The sequence below is a fragment of the Pseudomonas sp. 5Ae-yellow genome (assembly GCF_014077575.1).
In the GTDB taxonomy this organism is placed as follows: Bacteria; Pseudomonadota; Gammaproteobacteria; order Pseudomonadales; family Pseudomonadaceae; genus Halopseudomonas; species Halopseudomonas neustonica.
Window position 1 is genome coordinate 1 of the sequence record NZ_JACGWE010000023.1, and the last position, 20,309, is coordinate 20,309.

The window sequence follows — 20,309 nt, forward strand, 5'->3', positions numbered from 1 at the left end:
CTCGGCCACGACAGACTTTAGGCTGGAAATTCCCGGTGGAGGTGCTTGTTGAATACCTTCAGCTCTCGCAGAGCAATAACCTTCAGACCATCAACTGAGTGTTGCACTTAGACCCTGAGACCGCCGAGTGTTGGTGTGGATTGAGTCATCTTTAGCTTCCTTTTACTTCTGATCAGTATTGTCGCTGTTACCGCGACGGTGTTGGAATGAGCCAGGCTCTAGCGGGTGGCTGCCCAGCCTGCTTCGGTTTGCGTCAGGGTCATGCTCGAACGTGTTGTGGTGCGTCCGGCCATGGGCATTGAGAGATCCACTTCAACATCGCAGCGGTATGTGGCATCACGAATCTCGTCGCAGCCATGGAGCGTGACCTCGTGGATTTTGGCTTGCATGTCAGACGCCATGTCAGAGCCAACCATTCCCTTCAGCATGCTATTGGTTTGCGTCACCTGTGCCTCTAGAAGCGCCTGGATATCGCTTTCAGAGGGGCCGCTAGAACAGGCGATGAGTGCCAGGGCGGCAACTACGGGCAACATATTTCTGGAGTATTTATACATAGGTTCTTCTTGAGCGCTTGGGTTGGGGGAGGCGCCGTTTTAGCGCAGTGAGTGTTAGAGCAGATTTAACGCAGGGCTGGTTGCCACCGACGCAGTAATAGGCCGCCGCAGTGGCCTGGTATGCGGTGTGCTGAGAAAAAGCGGGGTATGAAGTTACGGCCGAAAGCCGCAGTGAACGGTCACGCCTCACATGATGTCCTTATCCAGTAGTAGCCCTTATAGCGGGGCCTTTCGTCGTCCAGTGTCGAGATGTGGCTTTGCTTGGTCCTGTTGTGTCAGAAACCTGAGCACTGGCACATTTGCGCAGCCTGGCAAAACCCAATGTCAGGCATATTATGGCAAAGTGCTATTAACGGTCTATGTTTTTGACGTCAAATTGCTGCCTTCTTTGCGAGAAGGGCGTTAGGCGCGAAGCGCGACCGCCGCTGCTTGTGGGCTGCAGCGGGCTGGGGCTGACGTTATGCGGTAGGGTTATAGTTGTTCCAGACAGCTCGCCCAGGTGTTGGTCAGCGCTCTTAGCTGCTGCTCGTAACCGTGCGGACCAACCTCAGTTGCTGCGCCCATTGGGTCGAGCTGTGCGCTTTGTACCGGCAAACCGGCAGTCAGGCTGTTGATCAGACGCGGGGTGAATTGCGGTTCGCTGAATACGCAGGCTGGCGCTGCTGCGCTCAGGGTGTTGCGTAATTCGTTTACGTGGCGTGCCCCCGGTTGAATCTCATGGGCGAGGCTGAACACGCCGCTGTGCTGCAGTCCCAGATAGCTCTCCAAGTAACCGTAGCCATCATGAAATACAAAGTAGGGTTTATCTTTTAGCGGCGCAAAGCGCTCGGTGAGTTGCTGCTCCAGCGCCTGCATGCGTTGCTCGAAGGTGGCGAGGTTGGCCTCGAGTAGGCTCTGCTGTTGCGGATAAAGGGGAGCGAGATCGTCCTTCATCCAGCGCGCGATAACGACCGCGTTTTCCGGTGACAGCCAGATATGCGGATCAATACTGCCGGGGCCGTGGTCATGGCCGTCGTGCTCCGCGCTTGCGTCATGCTCGTCGGCGTGCTCATTGGCGTTGTGGTCATGTGCCGGTGCGTCTTCGTCAAAGTGACGCAGGCGCAGGCCGGGTATCTCGGCCAGTTCGCGAGCGCTGGGTAGTTCATGCAGGGTGCTTTGCAGAAAGAGTTCCAGCGAAGGGCCGACCCAGTAGATGCGCTCGGCACTGGCCAGTGCGCGGCGGTCCGAGGGGCGCAGTGCAAAGGAGTGTGGTGATGCACCTGCGGGCAGGAGTGCGGCGGGCGTATCGATGCCATCGAGTACGGCAGCAGCGATTTGCTGTACTGGTTTGATTGAGGCGAGCACGCGTACTGGGTCGGCGTGGGCGTTGAGGGTGAGCAGCAGCCCGCACAAGGCAGCAAGCAGGCGAAAGGATGACATGGTAGGGCGTACCTCTGAACAGTAAAGTGTTATATGATAACAGCTCAAATGCGAGCGCACAGATTCCATTTTGTAGTGCTACCCGACAGGACGATCCCATGACCGAGTTTCTCTCCGCGCAAGACCCGCAGCAGCCGCACGATCACACTCGCTGTGTCAGCCACGCCCTGGGCGCTGCCGAAGAGGTCTGCGCGCGCGAGGGCGTTCGCTTTACCACTCTGCGCAAACGCGTGCTGGAGTTGGTTTGGCAAAGCCACAAGCCGCTAGGTGCCTACGATATTCTGGAAACCCTGTCGCGCGATGACGGTCGTCGTGCCGCGCCGCCCACTGTGTATCGGGCGCTGGATTTTCTGCAGGAGCAGGGCCTGGTGCACCGCATCGCCTCGCTCAACGCCTTCATTGGCTGCGCCAGCCCGGAGCACCGGCATGAAGGCCACTTTCTGATCTGCCTCAGCTGCCATATCGCGATTGAGCTGGATGCCACTGGCATCAGTAAGGCGATAGCCGACGCGGCCAAGAGCCATGGCTTTGCGGTACAGGGCGAAACGGTTGAGATCAGCGGTCTGTGTTCGCAGTGCCGGGAGGCGGCGTGAGTAAAGCGCTGTTATCGCTGGAGGACGTCAGCCTGCGCTTGCATGGCACGGATGTGCTTGAGCATGTGAATCTGCAGGTCAAGCGCGGTGAGATTGTCACCCTGATCGGGCCCAATGGCGCTGGTAAAACCAGCCTGGTGCGTATTGTGTTGGGCCTTCTTAAGGCCTCCTCCGGGCAGGTGAACCGGCAGGCAAAATTGCGTATCGGCTACATGCCGCAGAAGCTGCAGATTGATGCGTCCTTGCCACTCACGGTGCAGCGTTTTCTATTGCTGTCACCCGGGGCGAAGAAGGCGGCGGCACTGGCGGCATTGACCGAGGTAGGCGCTGAGCATCTATTGCAGCGCCCACTGCAGCAGGTATCGGGCGGTGAGTTGCAGCGCATTTTGCTGGCGCGCGCACTGCTGCGCGAGCCTGATTTGCTGGTGCTGGACGAGCCGGTGCAGGGCGTCGACGTGAACGGCCAGATTGAGCTGTATCAGTTGATTACCCGCTTGCGTGATCGCTACGGCTGCGGCGTGCTCATAGTGTCGCATGATCTGCATCTGGTGATGGCGACGACCAATACCGTGGTCTGTCTTAATCGGCATGTTTGCTGTTCCGGGCATCCGGAGCAGGTCAGCCTGGACCCGGCCTTTGTCGCCATGTTTGGTGAGCAGGCCAGCGCCTTGGCGGTTTACAGCCATCACCACGACCATGCCCACGATATGCACGGCGAAGTCGTGCCCCACGAACACCGCCACGGACCTGACTGCAACCATGCCTGATTTTCTGCTGTACGCCTTATTGGCCGGGCTTGGGCTGGCACTGGTGGCCGGTCCGCTGGGCTCTTTTGTGGTCTGGCGGCGCATGGCCTATTTTGGCGACACCCTGTCGCATTCGGCGCTGCTGGGTATTGCGCTGGGCATGCTGCTGGATATCAACCTGACATTGGCGGTAACGGTTGGCTGTGTGCTGATTGCCGTGCTGCTGGTCGCCCTGCAGCACAAGGAATGGCTGGCCAGCGATACGCTGTTGGGCATTCTTGCGCACAGCACCTTGTCGCTTGGTCTGGTCGTGCTGGCGCTGACCGAGAACGTGCGCGTCGATCTGATGGCCTATCTGTTTGGCGACTTGCTGGCGATCACCGCATCCGATCTGGGCTGGATGCTGGGTGGTCTGTTGGTCGTGCTGGTGTTGATGAGTCTGCTCTGGCGCAACCTGTTGTCGATTACCGTGCATGAAGAGTTGGCGCGAGTCGAAGGGCTGCCGGTCACGGCGATACGTTTGGCGCTGATGCTGCTGATTGCGATCGTGATTGCGGTGGCGATGAAGGTCGTGGGGGTGTTGCTGATTACATCGCTGCTGATCATTCCACCGGCAGCGGCTCAGCGGCATGCGCGGACACCCGAGCAGATGGCGCTGGGCGCTAGCGTACTGGGGGTTTTGGCCGTGCTTGGTGGTCTGACCATGTCATGGCATCTGGATACGCCGGCCGGGCCTTCCATTGTGGTCTGCGCGGCGGCTCTGTTCATGCTGGCGCTGAGTGTGCCGCGGCGCAGTTAGGTCGCGGCTATAAAGCTGCTCAACGCCTGCGTGCGACGCCAACTCGTCGCTACTGACCGACGCGCATAGTCGCACCCAGCCGCTGGACTTATGCCTGCTCTTCCTGGGGGCTAGCTGGGTGATGCTCGCGCGCAAGAGTATATTGAGTGTCTTCAGTGCATCGATTATGCTGTATTTATATACAGTAAAAAGGTGCAGCATGGAGCTGATCGAGAAACTCACCGTACTGGCCGACGCGGCGAAGTACGACGCCTCCTGTGCCAGCAGCGGCGCGCCCAAACGCAGCTCAAAGGGCAAGGATGGCATAGGCTCGACCAACGGTATGGGCATTTGCCATAGCTATACGCCCGATGGTCGCTGCGTGTCGCTGTTGAAGATCCTGTTGACCAACTTTTGCCTCTACGATTGCCAGTATTGCATCAACCGCCGTTCCAGTGATGTGCCTCGCGCACGCTTCACGCCGGAAGAGGTAGTGACGCTGACGCTGGATTTCTATCAGCGCAACTATGTCAGCGGCCTGTTTCTGAGTTCGGGCATTATTCAGTCGCCCGATTACACCATGGAGCAGTTGATACGCGTGGCCAAGGTGCTACGCGAAGAACATCAGTTTCGCGGTTATATTCATCTCAAAACCATTCCCGAGGCCGATCCGGCGCTGATTGCCGAGGCTGGGCGCTACGCTGACCGGCTCAGTGTAAATATTGAGCTGCCCAGCGCAGAGAGTCTCGTCCGGCTGGCGCCGGAGAAAGAGTTGATCAGTATCACGGGGGCGATGGGGACCATTGATTCGGCGTCGCAGGAGTCGCGTTTTGATAAGCGTGCGCCAGCGTTTGCTCCGGGTGGGCAGAGTACCCAAATGATCGTGGGCGCCGATGCCAGTGACGATAGCCGAATTTTGCGTACCGCCGAGACGTTGTATGGGCAGTACCGGCTGCGGCGTGTCTACTATTCGGCTTTCAGCCCGATACCCAACAGTCCCTCGTCCGTACCCTTCCAGGCACCGCCGCTGATGCGCGAGCATCGCCTTTATCAGGCGGATTTTTTGCTGCGTGGCTATGGCTTCAAGGTGAACGAACTGATCGGCGCGCAGGGCAATTTACCGCTGGATATCGACCCTAAGCTGGCGTGGGCCCTGGCCAATCGTGATCTGTTTCCGGTTGACTTGAACTTGGCTGAACCGCAGGTCATCGCGCGTATTCCGGGCATTGGTGTGCGCTCGGCGCAGCGCATTGTTGATCTGCGTCGGCTCAAGCGGATTCGCTTCGACGATGTGGTGCGTTTGCGCTGTGTCATCGAGAAAGCCAAGCCCTTCATGATTACCAGCGACTATCACCCGCAGCAGGCGAGCCTGGAGTCCAGCGTATTGCGTCGGCAATTGAGTGATCAACCAGCGCAAATGGCGCTTTGGGGCTAGGGGCGTTTATGCAGGTGCTGTGCTGTGACGACGATTTTGAACGCTGGCGCGCTCAGGCCCGGCACTTGCTGATGCAGCAGGTGGCGCCACATGCGGTGGTATGGGCAGATCAGGTGCAGCCTCAGTTGTTCGCTAATGCGCCCAACGCTGATGAACAGCCTGCTATGGCGCCTGCGCTGCCGCCGCCGCGTGTTTCAGCGCAGCTCTTGGGTGAGCTTGAAACGGCGGCGCAGTACCGCACTCCTGGCCGCTGGAACCTGCTTTATCGCGTGCTCTGGAGGGTGGTCGAAGGTGAGCGTCATGCAGGGCTGGCGGGCGACGCGGACGGTAGTGAGTTGCAGCGCCGTATCAAGGCCGTGCGTCGTGAGGCGCATCACTTGCATGCCTTTGTGCGCTTTCATCCGCTAACGGATCACCCCTGGCTGGACTACGTGGCCTGGCACGAGTGCGCACATGATGTGTTGGCCAGCGCCAGTATGCATTTTGCCGAGCGGTTGGGGCGCCAACGGTGGCTGATCGTTTCTTCTCGCGATGCGGTCTGGTACGACGGTCATGAACTGCATTACCGCAGAACCTGCCCTGGTGAGTGGGCATCGCTGGCAGCGCGCACGCGCGATAGCGGCGACCCGCTATGGGAGACCTATTACAGCAGTATTTTTAATCCTGCGCGCCTGAACCCGGAGGTGATGCAGGGGCATATGCCATTGCGGTTCTGGGCAGGCTTGCCAGAAGGACATCTGATTGCCGGATTGATTAGCCTTGCGCGCACCGGGGCGCAGAAGCACGGCCAGACCGAGGCGCTGGCGGGCAAGTCAGGCAAGGTTATACGGGCGATGCAACAGCACAGCGCCGCGAATCGCAAAGCCCCTTAGCCAGCCTGTCTTGTTGGTGTTAACGCGCGCTTAGCGCGCCATGATCCGCGGCAGCCAACTGGCCAACTGATCGTTTTTCAGTGGTGGGCGAATGAAGCCCACATACTCGCCCTGCGGATTGACCAGCACCACCTGACCGCTGTGGTCGACCAGATAATTTTCCTTGCTGGTGTCTGGCTCGATATAGGCAATCGAGAGCGACTTGGCGAGCTTGGCCAGTTCGCTGGCGTCACCGGTGGCGCCGGCAAAGTCGGGGTTGAAGAAATCAAGGTAGGTTTTCAGCCGCTGCGGTGTATCCCGGTTGGGGTCCACGCTGATCAGCGTTACCTGTAATTGCGCACGGGCGTCAGCGGGCAACTTTTCGTGTAGTTGGCGCAGGTCGGCGAGGGTAGTCGGGCAGATGTCGGGGCAAAAGGTGTAGCCAAAAAACAGCATATCCCACTGGCCTTGCAGATCGGCTTTGCTCCATGGCTCGCCTGAGGCTGCCTGCAGGCTGACGTCGGGGATCGGCCGTGGGTTATCAAATAGAAAAACCCCGGCGTCTTGTAGCGCGTTGCGGTCGAACGGCACGGGGCGTGTGACCTTGTGGACGATGGCACCCAACACCAGGGCCACACTAGCCGTACAGATCAGTACGGTCTTTTGCACACCACTCAAAGCCATCCAGCTACTCCTGCGTAGTGGTCTGCCAGCAGGGCCACAAACAGCCACAGCAGATACCACAATGAAAATTTGAAGGTCTTGATCGCTGCATGTGGCCGGCTATCTCGCCACAATGCCCAGGCCCAATCGATAAAACGCAGTCCCAGCCCGGTTGCCACCACCAGATAGAGCACGCCACTCATGTGAATGACAAAGGGCAGCATGCTGACGGCCAACAGGATAAAGGTATACAGCAGAATATGCAGCTTGGTGTAGCGCTCACCATGCGTTACCGGCAGCATGGGGATGTCTACCTTGGCGTATTCAGCCTTGCGGTGAATTGCCAGCGCCCAGAAGTGGGGTGGCGTCCAGGCGAAGATGATCAGCACCAGCAGCAGGCCTTCGGCTTGGACTTGCCCGGTGACAGCGGTCCAGCCGAGTAGCGGCGGTGCTGCACCGGCGAGGCCGCCGATGACGATATTCTGCGGCGTCGCACGCTTGAGAAAGGAGGTATAGATCACGGCATAGCCGAGTAATGAGCCGAGCGTAAGCCAGGCCGTAATGGCGTTGATCCATTGCAGCAGTATGGCCATACCAATGCTGCCGAGGAGAACGGCAAACAGCAGTGCATTCAACGGGTTGACCCGGCCTTGCGCGAGCGGACGCCGCTGCGTGCGGGCCATGAGAATATCAATACGCCGATCAACTACGTGATTGACCGTGGCGGCTGAACCAGCGCACAGGGCTATGCCCAGATTACCTAGCAGTAGCGTTTGCCAGGGTACGGCGGCGTCGCTGGCCAGCAACATGCCGATCGCCGAGGTAATGATCATCAAGGCGACGACCTTGGGCTTGGTCAGTTCGAGATAGTCGCGCCAGCCGGCACGCGTCGATAGCGTGTGGGTCAAGGTTGTCATGGTCATTTCCCCTTCAGCGGCTCTGCGCCGCCGTTATTGTTGTGCTGTGAGTATGGGTCAGTCAGACCGAGCCCGCCAGCGTTCGGCGGCTGCTATTGGATTGCATTGGCCTTCGCACGCTGGTCGGGGCGCGCAGGCGATAATTCACGCTGATGACACTCAGTAGCAAGAGTGCCGCTACGCCGTTATGCGCGACCGCAACCGGTAGCGGCAAATGCGCCAGTACGTTGGTAACGCCCAGGGCTATTTGTATTGTCAGCATCAGCGTCACCAGGCTGGCCAATAACGGGTAGCGGCTGCGCCAGAGTTGCCAAGCCAGGGTGAGCGCCATGAGCGTGGTAATCACCGCACCGATACGATGGGTGAAATGGATCGCGGTGCGCCCCGGTCCTTCCAGCATGCCGCCCAGATAATTCGGCCCTACCTCCTGATGCAACAGATTGAAGCCGGTGGCGAAGTCCATCTCCGGCCACCATTCGCCGTGGCAGGTGGGTAGGTCGATACAGGCGACGGCGGCGTAATTGGTGCTGGTCCAGCCGCCGAGCATGATTTGTCCGATCACGACCAGCAGGGTCAGGCGCGCCAGGTTGCGCAGGCGCGCAATGCCTGGGCTGGCGGGTAATGCCCGTAGACGACCGGACAGGCGCAGGCTGAGCAGTAACAGCAGGCTTAGCGTGGTAAAGCCGCCGAGCAGGTGCGCGGTGACGACTTGCGGCCAGAGTTTCAATGTCACTGTCCACATGCCAAAGAGTGCCTGGCAGATCACCAGCCCGAGCAGACCAAAGCATAGTGCGACCGGATAGTCCGGCTGGTGGCGTTGCTTCAGGCTGTACAGCGCCAGCCCCAGAATCAGCAGGCCCAGCAAGCCAGCGGCGTAGCGATGGATCATCTCGGCCCAGGCCTTGAACGCCTCTACCGGATCATCCGGGAAGCGCATTTGCGCGGTTTCCAGCGCGCCGTCACTCTGCGGTACGCTGATAAAGCCATAGCAGCCCGGCCAATCCGGGCAGCCCAGCCCGGCATGCACCAGCCGGGTGTAGGCACCGAGAATGACCACCACAAAGCATAGGACCAGGCCGATCACCGCCCATCTGTATCCGGGTTTGTGCATGGCTCACCCCACTTTGGACATTTTCAACAGGCGTTTGAGGTCATCCAGTAGCTGCTTGCCGGGTTCGGCAACACTCTGATGCAACACGACACGCCCCAGCGGATCGACCAGCCACAGCTGCGGCCCCTGTTGCCATTCAGCCGGCAGCTGTTGCAGGCTCGCGCTATAGGCCGTTGCCGAGATAGTGGTCTGCTGCAGACGCGGGAAACGCGTTTCCAGACGCTGTTGCTCACTGGCGGTGAGCTGATTACCGGTGGCGAGCATGTGCTCTACGCGATCTGCTTCGCGGCCTACTGCCACGTTAATCTGGCGCGCTTCATGGACCAGTTGCTGGCACGCCTCGGCGCAGGCCTCAGCGCTGGTGACCAGCAATCGCCAGGGCGCACCGTAGCCAACCGGCTCAACGCTCAATTGCCAGTCGCTAAGCTGTATGGGCGTCTCGACCAGATCGGACTTGTTCGATTGCGTCTGCGGAATACCGATCTCAAAATGGGCCATTAAACCGGCGACCAGAATCGGACCAAATACCACAGCACAAATGGCCAGCAGCTTGAGCTGACCACGTGGGCGGGTGGCTGACGGGTTATCTGTCATGCTCATCATTATTGTTATTCCCCCGAGATTCGGGCCGCAGGCCGGCCCACACAAATAAGACAAAGAGTGCGCCAGCCAGACAAAACCATTGCACGGCGTAACCGGTGTGGCGGCTGGAGCTCATCGGTAGATCAGGCCAGTCGAGCCGAAGGGCGGCCGATGCACTGGGTTCGATCAGTCGCGCGCGCCAGCTGGCCAGCGGCAAACCGGCCTGTTGGCTTAATTCGGCGAGATTGATTTGGGTAATCAGACGCGGCCAATCGGCTGAAGCGGCTGCGGCATCGCCCAAGCGAAATCCGCTGCCCGGGGCCGGTAGTGCCTCGGCCAGCAGTTGCTGACGGCCGCTGGGTGTATTGACCTGGATAACGTCGCGGCGGTCTGGCCAGGGCATCCAGCCGCGATTGATCAGTAGCCATTGGCCGCTGTCATCCTGAAACGCCTGTAATACCTCAACGCCCGCCGCGCCATCGCGGGTGCGGTTATCCAATAGCCAGATGCGCTGGCGATCAAAATGTCCGGTCAGTACCAGCCGCTGCCAGTTGGCGGGGCGGCTCTGCTCAAGCTGACTGAGACTGAGCGCGGGCGCTTGCTGGCGCTCCTGCATCTGGCGCTCCTGCTGCTGTTTTTGCGCGGCGCGATCAAACTGCCATAAACCGAGGCCGACCAGCACTGGCAGCAGGCTCAGCGTAAACAGCCATAGCCCGAGGCCTGGCGCAAAACGCCTTCTTTGGGTAATGGTCTCAGACATGATCACGGTCGGCTGCCTGCAGGACTATACTGGCGCGCAGAACAATAAAAGGGAGTGTCTGCCCATGTGGCTGAAAGTGGCGATTCTGGTTTTGCTGGCTGCGGTGGTCTGCAGTTTGTTCAGCGGTTTGTTTTTTCTCATGAAAGATACCGATAATCGCAGCGGGCGCTTGGTCAAGGCCTTGACCCTGCGCATCACCCTGACCGTGCTGCTGGTGGCGCTGATTGGCTACGGCTTTTGGTCCGGCGAGTTGCGCTGGAGCACGCCCTGGCTGCATTGAGCCAGAACGTGCGCCGCGCCGCCGGACGGCCTCAGAGAATGTAGACAAAGACAAACAAGCCTACCCAGACTACATCGACAAAGTGCCAATACCAGCTGGCCGCCTCAAATCCAAAGTGTTTGTCCGGGGTGAAATGGCCACGGGTGATGCGGATCAGCATAATCGCCAGAATCAGCGTGCCCATGGTGACGTGGGCGCCGTGGAAGCCGGTCAGCATGAAGAAGGTTGAGCCGTAGATACCGGAGTTCAGGGTGAGTCCCAGATCGTGATAGGCGTGCTGGTACTCCAGCGCCTGCAGCACCAGAAAGATCACCCCGAGCAGCACGGTCAGGCCCAGCCAGGCTTTGGTCGCGCCGCGCTTGTCGGCACGCAGGGCATGGTGCGCAAAGGTGACTGTCACACTCGAAGAAATCAGGATGATAGTGTTGAACAGTGGCAGCTGCCAGGGGCTGATGGTTTCTCTGGGGCCAGGAAAGGTTGTGGCGTCCGGGTTGACCATCAATGGCCAGGCGAACTGGAAATCCGGCCACAGCATATTGGCTACACCCTTGTCGCCGTCGCCGCCCAACCAGGGTCCGGCAAAGGTGCGGGCATAGAAGAGTGCACCGAAGAACGCCGCGAAGAACATGACCTCGGAAAAAATGAACCAGCCCATGCCCATGCGGAAAGAACGGTCCATCTGCTGGCTGTACAGCCCCTGGTCACTTTCTTTCACCACGCTGCTGAACCAGCCAAACATCATGTAGGCAATGGTCAATGCACCGGCAAAGAAGATCCACTTGCCGGCAGCGCTGCCGGTGCCGCTGCTCATACCGTTGATCATGCTGCCGCCGCCAAACACGGTCAGCAGCAGGCCGACCGAAGCGATGATCGGCCATTTGCTTTGCGCCGGTACGTAGTAGGTTTCGTGACTCGCCATCTGTTGTTCTCCTTATCTGGCAGTCTTTACTCAGTTAGCCTGTGGCGCTGACATTGCCAGCTTCTCAGGCATCCGATCCGATACATCAAACAGCGTGTAGGCCAGCGTCAGGTGTTTCACGTCCTTGGGCAACGCCGGGTCGACGATGAAGCGCACTGGCATCATCACGCTCTCGCCCGGTTGCAGCACCTGCTGGGTGAAGCAGAAACACTCGGTCTTGTGAAAATAGGCGGCGGCCTTGGATGGCGCGACGCTGGGAATCGCCTGCGCCACCATGGGATGGTCGGTTGGGTTGCTGGCATGAAACAGCACCTCGCGGGTTTCGCCGGGATGCAGCGATAATTCATCGGCCTGCGGCCCAAACGACCAGCTCATACCTTCGGCATTGGTGGCGAGAAACTGCACGCGTACCGTGCGGTTCTCATCGATGTACTCAGTTTCCTGCTGATAGGCGGTACCGCTGGTCTTACCGTTAATGCCTAGCGCATCACACATCACGTCGTACAGCGGGACCATGGCAAAGCCAAAGGCAAACATCGCCACCACCGTAAACAACAGGCGCTTTACCAGACGTGCATTCGACAGCTGCTCGCTCATGGCGGCCTCCGACTACTTCACTTCGGGTGGTGTGGTGAAGGTGTGATAAGGCGCTGGCGAGGGTACTGTCCACTCCAGGCCTTCTGCCCCTTCCCACGGATTGGCTGCTGCCTTGGGTCCGCCCTTGATGCACTTGATGACGATGAACAGAAATAGCAGCTGGGTTGCCCCGAACATGAACGCGCCAATCGACGACACCATGTTGAAGTTGGCAAACATGATGTTGTAGTCCGGAATCCGCCTTGGCATGCCGGCCAGCCCGACAAAGTGCATCGGGAAGAACGCCAGATTCATGCCGATGAAGCTCATCCAGAAGTGCGTCTTGCCCAGGGTCTCGTCGTACATGTGCCCGGTCCACTTGGGCAGCCAGTAGTAGGCCGACGCGAAGATGCCGAAGATGGCGCCGGGCACCAGTACGTAGTGAAAATGCGCCACTACAAAGTAGGTGTCGTGGTACTGAAAGTCCGCCGGGGCGATAGCCAGCATCAGCCCGGAGAAACCGCCAATGGTGAATAGAATCACGAAGGCGATGGCAAACAGCATCGGCGTTTCAAAGGTCAGCGCACCGCGAAACATGGTGCTCACCCAGTTGAACACCTTCACCCCGGTGGGCACGGCAATCAGCATGGTGGCGTACATGAAAAACAGCTCGCCGGTGATCGGAATGCCGACGGTGAACATGTGATGCGCCCAGACAATGAACGACAGGAAGGCAATTGCTGCGGTGGCATAGACCATGGAGGTATAACCAAACAGCGGCTTGCGGCTGAAGGTGGGGATGATCTGGCTGACCGCGCCAAAGGCCGGGAGGATCATGATGTACACCTCGGGGTGCCCGAAGAACCAGAAGATGTGCTGGAACATCACCGGGTCACCGCCACCGGCAGCGTTAAAGAAGCTGGTGCCAAAATGAATATCCATCAACATCATGGTCACCACCCCGGCCAGTACCGGCATCACCGCAATCAGCAGGAAGGCGGTGATCAGCCAGGTCCAGACAAACAGCGGCATTTTCATCAGCGTCATGCCCGGCGCGCGCAGGTTGAGAATGGTGGCGATGATGTTGATCGCGCCCATGATCGAGCTGATGCCGGCCAGGTGAATGGCAAAGATGAAGAAGGTCACGCTGGGTGGTGCGTAGGTGGTCGATAGCGGTGCGTAGAAAGTCCAGCCAAAGTTCGGCCCGCCACCCTCCATAAACAGCGTCGAGACCAGTAGGCCGAAGGCCATCGGTAGCAACCAAAAGCTGAAGTTGTTCATACGCGGCAGGGCCATGTCCGGCGCACCTACCATAAGTGGAATCATCCAGTTAGCGAGACCCACGAAGGCGGGCATGACCGCGCCAAACACCATGATCAAACCATGGGTGGTGGTCATCTGGTTGAAAAACTCGGGCTGTACCAGCTGCAGGCCCGGCTGGAAAAGCTCCGCCCGGATGACCATGGCCATACTGCCGCCGAGCAGGAACATGGCAAAACTGAACCACAGATACATGGTGCCGATATCTTTGTGGTTGGTGGTCAGTACCCACCGCATCATGCCCTTGGCTGGACCATGGGCATGGTCGGCGTGATGGTGATCGATCACTGCGCTCATGACAGGTCTCCTATTGGGCTTCTTTGAAGTTGAGAATATCCAGCGGACTGACTAGTTCGCCGGTGTCGTTGCCCCATGCGTTACGTTCATAGGTAATGACCGCTGCTGCATCGACTTCAGAGAGTTGCTTGCCGAAGGCCGCCATCGCAGTGCCGGGACGGCCATTGATGACAGTGTTGATATGTTCCTGGATGTCAGTCAGCACAATGCTGCTGCCTTTGAGCGCCGGGAACATAGGAGGTATACCTTCCCCCGTCGCTTGGTGACAGGACGCGCAAGCTGAGCCGTAAACCTTCTCGCCGCGGGCGACCAGTTCTTCCAGTGACCAGTCCTTGTCGCGTAGTTCGGCCTCCTTGGCGGCGGCTTCTTTCTGCTCGGCGAGCCAGGTGTCGTAGTCTTCCTGGGTTTTGGCTTCGACTACGATGGGCATGAAGCCGTGGTCCTTGCCGCAGAGTTCGGTGCATTGCCCGCGATAGATGCCGGGCTCGTCGATACGGGTCCAGGACTCGTTGACGAAACCGGGAATAGCGTCTTTTTTGACCGCAAAGGCGGGTACCCACCAGGAGTGGATAACGTCAGCCGAGGTAATCAGGAAACGAATTTTCTTGCCGATCGGTACCACCAGCGGATTATCTACTTCGAGCAGATAATTGGGGTTTTTGGGCGAGACGTTGGTGATCTCTTCGCGCGGCGTGGAGAGCGAGCTGAAGTAGGTGACGCCTTCGCCCACGTACTTGTACTGCCAACGCCACTGATAACCGGTGACCAGGATATCGACGTCAGATTCTTCGGCATCGTATATGTCGATCAGCGTCTTGGTGGCAGGCACCGCCATGACGATGAGAATGACCAGAGGGATAACCGTCCAGAGAATCTCGACCGTGAGGTTCTCGTGAAAGGTGGCCGGCTTGCTGTCTTCGGACTTGCGATGCATCAGCATCGACCAGAACATAACGCCGAACACGATGACGCCGATCACTACACAGATCCAGAAAATGGCCATGTGCAGGTCGAATACGGATTTACTGACTTCGGTGACGCCAGGCCGCATGTTGACGCCCCACTCGGCATTGGCGGCAGGGCCAACGACGGATAGGGACAAGCCAACCAGCCAGGTGATTGCTAATCGCAACATTCCCGGTTCCCCTTTTATTGTTTTTATCACTCCAGGCGCGAAGGGGCGGCTCTACAATGCGGCTTTTAGTCGCTGTATAAGCAATGGACCAGAGTCAGTAAGCGGCCGAAAATCACCGCAAGCCCTCCCTGGCCAGTACCCCAAATGGCTACCGGACAATGTCGAGTATAGACACGGCTTTGGGCTTGGCAATGTTGCAGGCGGTTATTTTTTAACCTGTGTGGGCGGCTGGCGCTTCGGGCGAAAGGCCGCTATAAATTGTCTCAGTTGATGCTTTTCTGTGGCAGCTTGAGGAGTTTTATTTCTTTATGACAGAACGTTATGGTGCCTCATTTTTGAGTCACTTTGACGGGATCGCTTCCCTCTGCTAGCTTGACTGCGACATCCAGCAAGCACTTCAATCATCTGCAGCATTTAGCTGTCGTTGTGGAGAGATATTCATGAATACACCCGCGTTGAAACGTCAGGTTGAACTGGCGCTAAGTCAGGAGGCCAAGCAACAAAGATTGCATGCCTGGTTGGCTGAACGATTGCCGCAGCTGCATCCGGCCATTCGTCTGGAAGATGACGGGGTTGAGACACTTTTCAACTTTGTTCAGGCTTATGTCGAGCAGGTTCCCAATGTTTTGGATGCGGCTGCTGCCGTAGCTGATTTGGCGAGTATGCGCAGCCGTTTGCTGCCGGTGCTCAAAGTGGCAGAAGCCTTTTTTCTGCAGCCGCCGGACTTGCCGGCAGAGCATCAAGGGCTGTTGGCACTGCTGGATGAAGCTTATCTGGCCCATCGCCTGGTCGAGGAGGTTAATGATCGTTACCTGGCGCACGGCGGCGAAGCGTTGATTCCGATGGACACCACCAAGGCCAATTTGATCGTGCATCAATTGTTGGGAGATGACTTTGCCAACCAGCTGGATGCCGCAGTTGATGCGGCGGTAGCAGGCCTGTTTCCGGAGGACGCCTTCAGCTCTGAGAGCTTCCAGGCTTACCTTGCGCAACAAGAAGGGGCCAATAGTGCAATCTGGCACCAGTGGCCCTGCATGAGCGAGCAATTGGGGGTGGATATAGCCTGGCGCGGTGCCGCCTAGGCGGCACCGTTGAGGACTATTCGGGCTTCTTCTTCAGCCTGGGGTTGGGGAAGAACTGCACGGTCTGAGTGGTCGGTTTAGCGGGCTTGGGTTTGGCTGCGTTGACCCTTGTTGTCAGCTCGCTTGGCACTGCATTGCCACGCTCATCGAGCGTATCGGCGTAGCCGCACTCAACGCAGTCTCGGTGCGGCACGCCGTCCACGTCAAACATCCGAATCGTATCCATGGTGCTACAGGCCGGGCACACTGCCCCGGCGATGAAGCGTTTTACCGGCTGGTTCATGCTGCTTCCCCGGATAAGCCAAGGTGACGCAGCAGTGGGTCAATCGAGGGCTCACGACCACGGAAGGCCACAAAGAGCGCCATCGGCTCTTCGCTGCCGCCACGCGCAAGAATACTGTCGCGGAAGGCACGCCCGGTTTTCTCATTCAGCACACCTTCCTCTTCAAAGCGTGAGAAGGCATCAGAGGAAAGTACTTCAGCCCACTTGTAGCTGTAGTACCCGGCGGCGTAGCCACCCGCAAAAATATGACTGAAGCCATTCTGGAAGCGATTGAATGCAGGTGCACGCAGCACCGAGGTTTCGTCACGCACTTTATCCAGTACTTGCTGAGCGCTGAGTTCGGGGTTTTCGCGCACGTGCAGCTCAAAGTCAAAGAGTGAGAGCTCCACCTGGCGCAGCATACCCATGCCGGACTGGAAGTTCTTGGCAGCCAGCATCTTGTCGAGCAGCTCTTGTGGTAGTGGTTCGCCCGTCTGGAAGTGCCCGGAGATAAGTGCCAGACCTTCCGGCTCCCAGCACCAGTTTTCCATGAACTGACTGGGCAATTCTACGGCATCCCAGGCGACGCCATTGATGCCACTGGCAGACGCATAGTCAACCCGAGTCAGCAAGTGATGCAGGCCATGGCCGAATTCGTGGAACAGGGTGGTGACCTCGTCGTGGGTCAATAGAGCGGGCTTGCCGCCGCTGCCGGGCGGTGTGAAGTTGCACACCAGATAGGCGATGGGGCGTTGCAGCTCGCCGCTGGGGAGTAGACGCCGGTCGCGGCACCCGTCCATCCAGGCACCGCCGCGCTTGTGCGAGCGGGCGTAGAGATCAAGAAAGAAGCGACCAATGACTTCGCCGTGTTCGGTAACTTCAAACAGACGCGCATCAGCGTGCCAGCGCTCGAACTGTTCGACCTCGCGCAGTTCAATGCCGTACAGCTTTTGTACTATGCCAAACATGCCCTTGATCACGGTGTTGACCGGGAAATAGGGACGCAGTACTTCCTGCGAAATGGCATAGCGGTGTTGCAGCAGCTTTTCGCTGTAGTGGCCTAGATCCCAGGGCTGGAGATCGCTGCAGCCTTGCTCCGCGGCAAAGGCACGCAGGGCTGACAGGTCTTCTTCTGCGTGGCTTTTGCTGCGTTGCCCCAGGTCGCGCAGAAAGCCCAGTACCTGGTCGGTGCTGTCGGCCATCTTGGTTGCCAGCGAGAGCTCAGCGTAATTGGCAAACCCCAGTAGCTCGGCCAGCTCCTGGCGCAAGGTCAGTATTTCGTCGATGATAGGGCCGTTATCCAGTTTTCCGGCGTTCGGGCCTTGATCCGATGCACGGGTGCAAAACGCGGTATAGACCTCTTCGCGCAGGGCACGATCGGTTGCGTAGGTCATTACCGCGTAAAAGCTGGGAAAGTCGAGCGTGATCAACCAGCCCTCCAGTTCCCGTGCTTCGGCCGCCTGCTTGGCCTGCTCTAGAGCGGAATCGGGTAGACCATCTAGTTGCGCCGCGTCGCTTATCTGCTTGGTCCAGGCTTGGGTGGCGTCCAGAACCTGGTTGGAGAAGGTGCTTTGCAATTCGGACAGGCGCATCTGTAGCTCGCCGTAGCGCTTTTGCTGCTCAGGCGGCAGTGCGATGCCGGATAGGCGGAAGTCGCGCAGCGCGTGCTCGATGATGGTTTGCTGGGCTTTGTCCAGGGTGGCGAATTGAGCACTGTTGGCGAGTTGCTGATATGCCTCGAACAGCGCCTGATTTTGTCCCAGCTCGGTGTAGTACTGACTGAGCAGCGGCAGGCAGCTTTCATAGGCTTCACGCAGCTCCGGGCTGTTCATTACCGCGTTCAGATGGCTGACCGGTGACCAGGCGCGCGAGAGTTTTTCGCCCATGTCGTCCAGTGGTTCAATCAGGTTGGACCAGGTCCACTGGGCCGGCGGTGTTGCCAGCAGCGCCTGCACCTGGTTGCGGCTGTCAGACAGGATCTGCTCGATAGCAGGCTTGACGTGCTCTGCGCGTATCGCGCTGAACGGCGGCAGGTCATAAGGTTGCAGTAGCGGGTTGGACATGGATAGCTTCCTGAATTGGACAGTGATGGCGTTCGACCGCCATCATATTGAATATCGGTGCAGGACGATGCGACTCAATGGTCGGCCGAGCCTGTCTTTACATTGATCTATGGGCTGCGTTCTTTCATTTCAAGGCAAGTGACTGAACGCAGCCCGGCAAACGAGGTAGCCAGCATGAATGTAAGACCCTTTGGCGGCAAGATTCCACAACTCGGTCAGGGCGTATTTGTCGATCCGTCGGCTGTGGTTCTGGGGGATGTGGTGCTGGGTAATGATTGCTCGGTTTGGCCGGCGACGGTGATTCGCGGCGATATGCTGCATATTCGCATTGGCTCGCGCACCAGCATTCAGGATGGCAGCGTACTGCATATTACCCACGCCGGACCTTTTAACCCGGATGGCTATCCACTGATAATAGGTGATGAGGTCACCGTTGGGCACAAGGTTCTGTTGCATGGCTGCACCATTGGCAACCGAGTGTTGATCGGTATGGGTAGCATCGTCATGGATGGGGCCATCGTGGAAGACGAAGTGATTCTTGGTGCCGGTAGCCTGGTGCCAGCCAATCGCACGCTGGCAAGTGGTTATCTGTATATGGGCAGCCCGGCGCGGCAAGTACGAGCGCTGACTGATAAGGAAAAAGCCTTCTTCAGCTATTCTGCCGACAATTATGTTCGACTCAAGGACCAGCATTTACTCGAGGTTTGGGCTGGTTAGTTGACCATCGGGCACTACACTATGTGGGTTGAATAACAAGCAGGCGAGGGAAATGCCGAACAAATTCAAGCGACAGGATAGGGATCTACCCTCATCCGCCCGTTTTGCGCTGGAAGACTCAGATCAGCGGGTGCTTTTGCGTCTGGTGTTTTTGGCCACCGGGCTCATTCTGTGTGGCTTCGCCGTATTGCAGTTGAGTAATCATAATCTGCTGCTGGCAACGGGCGAACTCGCCGCCGGGCTGTTGTTGTTCTGGGGTTGCTGGAAGCTGGCGCAAGTGCGCAATCTCACACCCTGGATATATGTTTTCCTGCTGCCGACCTTCTGCTTTCTGCTCTACATCATGGTAATGCCTAATGCGTCGCAGACGGCTTTTGTCTGGATCTACATGGTGCCGGTCTTGTCGTACCTGTTGCTGGGACGGGTCGGCGGCTTTCTCCTGGCGACCCCTTTTATTCTGCTCGCCGCGCTGCTTTATGTCTGGCGCTTTGCCGAGGTGCGCAGTGCCACCGGCTTGATTGATTTGGGTAATGCCATGCTCTGCGGCGTGGTATTGATGCTTTTTGTGCATATATACGAGTCAAGGCGGGCGGCCGCGCAGCGGGCGTTGGAGCGCGTTGCCGAGACCGATGCGTTAACCGGCGTGCTCAATCGCGGACGTTTTCAGATGTTGTTTTTAGATACTGCGCAGCGGGCCGCGCGCAGCCACCAGCCATTTTGTTTGGTATTGCTGGATGTTGACCACTTTAAACAGGTAAACGATTGCTGGGGCCATCAGGTGGGTGATAGTGCGTTGCAACACCTCTGCCGGGTGTTACAGCGGCGGCTGCGCGTAACGGATTATATTGGCCGCCTGGGTGGTGAGGAGTTTGGGCTGCTGTTGCTGAATACCGAGGTTGAGGCCGGCGCGACTTTGGTTGAGGATCTGCGTCAGCAGCTCGCAGATACGCCTCTTGAGGTGAACGGCAAGTGCATTCCTTTATCTGCTACCTTTGGTGTGGCTCAGTGGCCGGTAGATGGTACTGATCCGGAGGCGCTTTACCGCTGTGCCGACCAGCGCCTGTATCGTGGCAAAGCTTATGGCCGTGATCGTGTGATCAGTAACGGCGGAGGCTTGTCGCTCAGCGATATTGACTAGCCGGCGTTTCGGCCTGCCAATTGGCGACCAATCAGTGCGATGAATAGTGCGGCCAAGGGGCATGACTTGCCGCCTTGCTGGTTTATGATCGGCGAGTTCGCGGCAATCTGG

The 20,309-nt window shown here is 58.3% G+C and carries 22 protein-coding genes; 9 read left to right on the forward strand and 13 right to left on the reverse strand.

Going from position 1 to position 20,309, the window contains the following annotated elements; translation table 11 throughout:
* Positions 1–218: 218 nt before the first annotated feature.
* A complete protein-coding gene (locus H4J77_RS13500; RefSeq protein ID WP_123888802.1) occupies positions 219–554 on the reverse strand; it encodes a hypothetical protein in 336 nt (111 codons plus the stop codon).
* A 471-nt stretch (positions 555–1,025) separates the two neighbouring features.
* Positions 1,026–1,973, reverse strand: coding sequence for a zinc ABC transporter substrate-binding protein ZnuA (gene znuA / locus H4J77_RS13505; protein WP_182248861.1), 948 nt, complete (start codon positions 1,971–1,973; stop codon positions 1,026–1,028).
* 98 nt (positions 1,974–2,071) lie between these two features.
* On the opposite strand from znuA, the gene H4J77_RS13510 reads away from it, so the two are divergent.
* From H4J77_RS13510 to H4J77_RS13530, 5 genes are all read left to right on the forward strand, one after another.
* Positions 2,072–2,566 (forward strand): Fur family transcriptional regulator, encoded by a 495-nt coding sequence (locus H4J77_RS13510; RefSeq protein ID WP_182248863.1) that lies wholly within the window; start codon positions 2,072–2,074, stop codon positions 2,564–2,566.
* On the forward strand, positions 2,563–3,333 hold the full coding sequence (znuC, locus tag H4J77_RS13515) for a zinc ABC transporter ATP-binding protein ZnuC (RefSeq protein WP_182248865.1): 771 nt from the start codon (positions 2,563–2,565) through the stop codon (positions 3,331–3,333). The genes H4J77_RS13510 and znuC overlap by 4 nt, the downstream gene beginning before the upstream one ends.
* Positions 3,326–4,111: a zinc ABC transporter permease subunit ZnuB gene (gene znuB / locus H4J77_RS13520; protein ID WP_182248867.1), complete on the forward strand. Its 786-nt coding sequence runs from the start codon at positions 3,326–3,328 to the stop codon at positions 4,109–4,111. Before znuC ends, znuB begins: the two co-directional genes overlap by 8 nt.
* Positions 4,112–4,310: 199 nt before the next feature.
* The gene (locus H4J77_RS13525; protein ID WP_123888798.1) at positions 4,311–5,525 is read left to right on the forward strand and encodes a putative DNA modification/repair radical SAM protein; all 1,215 of its coding nucleotides are present in this window, start codon (positions 4,311–4,313) and stop codon (positions 5,523–5,525) included.
* A gap of 8 nt (positions 5,526–5,533) precedes the next feature.
* Positions 5,534–6,397 (forward strand): TIGR03915 family putative DNA repair protein, encoded by an 864-nt coding sequence (locus H4J77_RS13530; protein ID WP_182248870.1) that lies wholly within the window; start codon positions 5,534–5,536, stop codon positions 6,395–6,397.
* Between the two features lie 30 nt (positions 6,398–6,427).
* Here the strand turns inward: H4J77_RS13530 and H4J77_RS13535 are convergent, their stop codons facing one another.
* From H4J77_RS13535 to H4J77_RS13555, 5 genes are all read right to left on the reverse strand, one after another.
* A complete protein-coding gene (locus H4J77_RS13535) occupies positions 6,428–7,054 on the reverse strand; it encodes an SCO family protein (protein WP_182248935.1) in 627 nt (208 codons plus the stop codon).
* Positions 7,051–7,956, reverse strand: coding sequence for a heme o synthase (gene cyoE / locus H4J77_RS13540; RefSeq protein WP_123888796.1), 906 nt, complete (start codon positions 7,954–7,956; stop codon positions 7,051–7,053). Before cyoE ends, H4J77_RS13535 begins: the two co-directional genes overlap by 4 nt.
* Before the next feature lie 61 nt (positions 7,957–8,017).
* Positions 8,018–9,067 (reverse strand): heme A synthase, encoded by a 1,050-nt coding sequence (locus H4J77_RS13545; RefSeq protein ID WP_182248872.1) that lies wholly within the window; start codon positions 9,065–9,067, stop codon positions 8,018–8,020.
* A 3-nt stretch (positions 9,068–9,070) separates the two neighbouring features.
* On the reverse strand, positions 9,071–9,670 hold the full coding sequence (locus tag H4J77_RS13550) for a hypothetical protein (RefSeq protein WP_182248874.1): 600 nt from the start codon (positions 9,668–9,670) through the stop codon (positions 9,071–9,073).
* Positions 9,651–10,409 carry an SURF1 family protein gene (locus H4J77_RS13555; protein WP_182248876.1) on the reverse strand — a complete coding sequence of 253 codons (759 nt, stop codon included), beginning with the start codon at positions 10,407–10,409 and terminating at the stop codon, positions 9,651–9,653. Before H4J77_RS13555 ends, H4J77_RS13550 begins: the two co-directional genes overlap by 20 nt.
* Between H4J77_RS13555 and H4J77_RS13560 the strand changes: the two genes are divergently transcribed.
* A complete protein-coding gene (locus H4J77_RS13560) occupies positions 10,408–10,689 on the forward strand; it encodes a twin transmembrane helix small protein (RefSeq protein ID WP_372237854.1) in 282 nt (93 codons plus the stop codon). The two genes, H4J77_RS13555 and H4J77_RS13560, sit on opposite strands and share 2 nt — an antisense overlap.
* Positions 10,690–10,720: 31 nt before the next feature.
* Here the strand turns inward: H4J77_RS13560 and H4J77_RS13565 are convergent, their stop codons facing one another.
* From H4J77_RS13565 to coxB, 4 genes are read right to left on the reverse strand one after another with little or no spacing between them, the layout of a single operon-like run.
* Positions 10,721–11,608: a cytochrome c oxidase subunit 3 gene (locus H4J77_RS13565; protein ID WP_123888792.1), complete on the reverse strand. Its 888-nt coding sequence runs from the start codon at positions 11,606–11,608 to the stop codon at positions 10,721–10,723.
* Between the two features lie 30 nt (positions 11,609–11,638).
* Positions 11,639–12,205: a cytochrome c oxidase assembly protein gene (locus H4J77_RS13570; RefSeq protein WP_182248878.1), complete on the reverse strand. Its 567-nt coding sequence runs from the start codon at positions 12,203–12,205 to the stop codon at positions 11,639–11,641.
* 12 nt (positions 12,206–12,217) lie between these two features.
* Entirely contained in the window at positions 12,218–13,801 is a 1,584-nt protein-coding gene (gene ctaD / locus H4J77_RS13575) for a cytochrome c oxidase subunit I (RefSeq protein ID WP_182248880.1), read from the reverse strand.
* Positions 13,802–13,811: 10 nt separating this feature from the next.
* The gene (coxB, locus tag H4J77_RS13580) at positions 13,812–14,936 is read right to left on the reverse strand and encodes a cytochrome c oxidase subunit II (protein ID WP_182248882.1); all 1,125 of its coding nucleotides are present in this window, start codon (positions 14,934–14,936) and stop codon (positions 13,812–13,814) included.
* A 440-nt stretch (positions 14,937–15,376) separates the two neighbouring features.
* On the opposite strand from coxB, the gene H4J77_RS13585 reads away from it, so the two are divergent.
* Positions 15,377–16,018 carry a hypothetical protein gene (locus H4J77_RS13585; RefSeq protein ID WP_182248884.1) on the forward strand — a complete coding sequence of 214 codons (642 nt, stop codon included), beginning with the start codon at positions 15,377–15,379 and terminating at the stop codon, positions 16,016–16,018.
* Between the two features lie 16 nt (positions 16,019–16,034).
* On the opposite strand, the gene H4J77_RS13590 is transcribed toward H4J77_RS13585, so the two are convergent.
* Together H4J77_RS13590 and prlC are read right to left on the reverse strand one after the other, a co-directional pair.
* Complete coding sequence (locus tag H4J77_RS13590; protein WP_123888787.1) at positions 16,035–16,301, reverse strand: YheV family putative zinc ribbon protein; 267 nt, start codon at positions 16,299–16,301, stop codon at positions 16,035–16,037.
* Positions 16,298–18,343: an oligopeptidase A gene (prlC, locus tag H4J77_RS13595; RefSeq protein ID WP_182248886.1), complete on the reverse strand. Its 2,046-nt coding sequence runs from the start codon at positions 18,341–18,343 to the stop codon at positions 16,298–16,300. The genes H4J77_RS13590 and prlC overlap by 4 nt, the downstream gene beginning before the upstream one ends.
* Before the next feature lie 174 nt (positions 18,344–18,517).
* On the opposite strand from prlC, the gene H4J77_RS13600 reads away from it, so the two are divergent.
* The gene (locus tag H4J77_RS13600) at positions 18,518–19,060 is read left to right on the forward strand and encodes a gamma carbonic anhydrase family protein (protein ID WP_123888785.1); all 543 of its coding nucleotides are present in this window, start codon (positions 18,518–18,520) and stop codon (positions 19,058–19,060) included.
* Positions 19,061–19,112: 52 nt separating this feature from the next.
* A complete protein-coding gene (locus tag H4J77_RS13605; RefSeq protein WP_182248888.1) occupies positions 19,113–20,198 on the forward strand; it encodes a GGDEF domain-containing protein in 1,086 nt (361 codons plus the stop codon).
* The last annotated feature ends 111 nt before the right edge of the window (positions 20,199–20,309 follow it).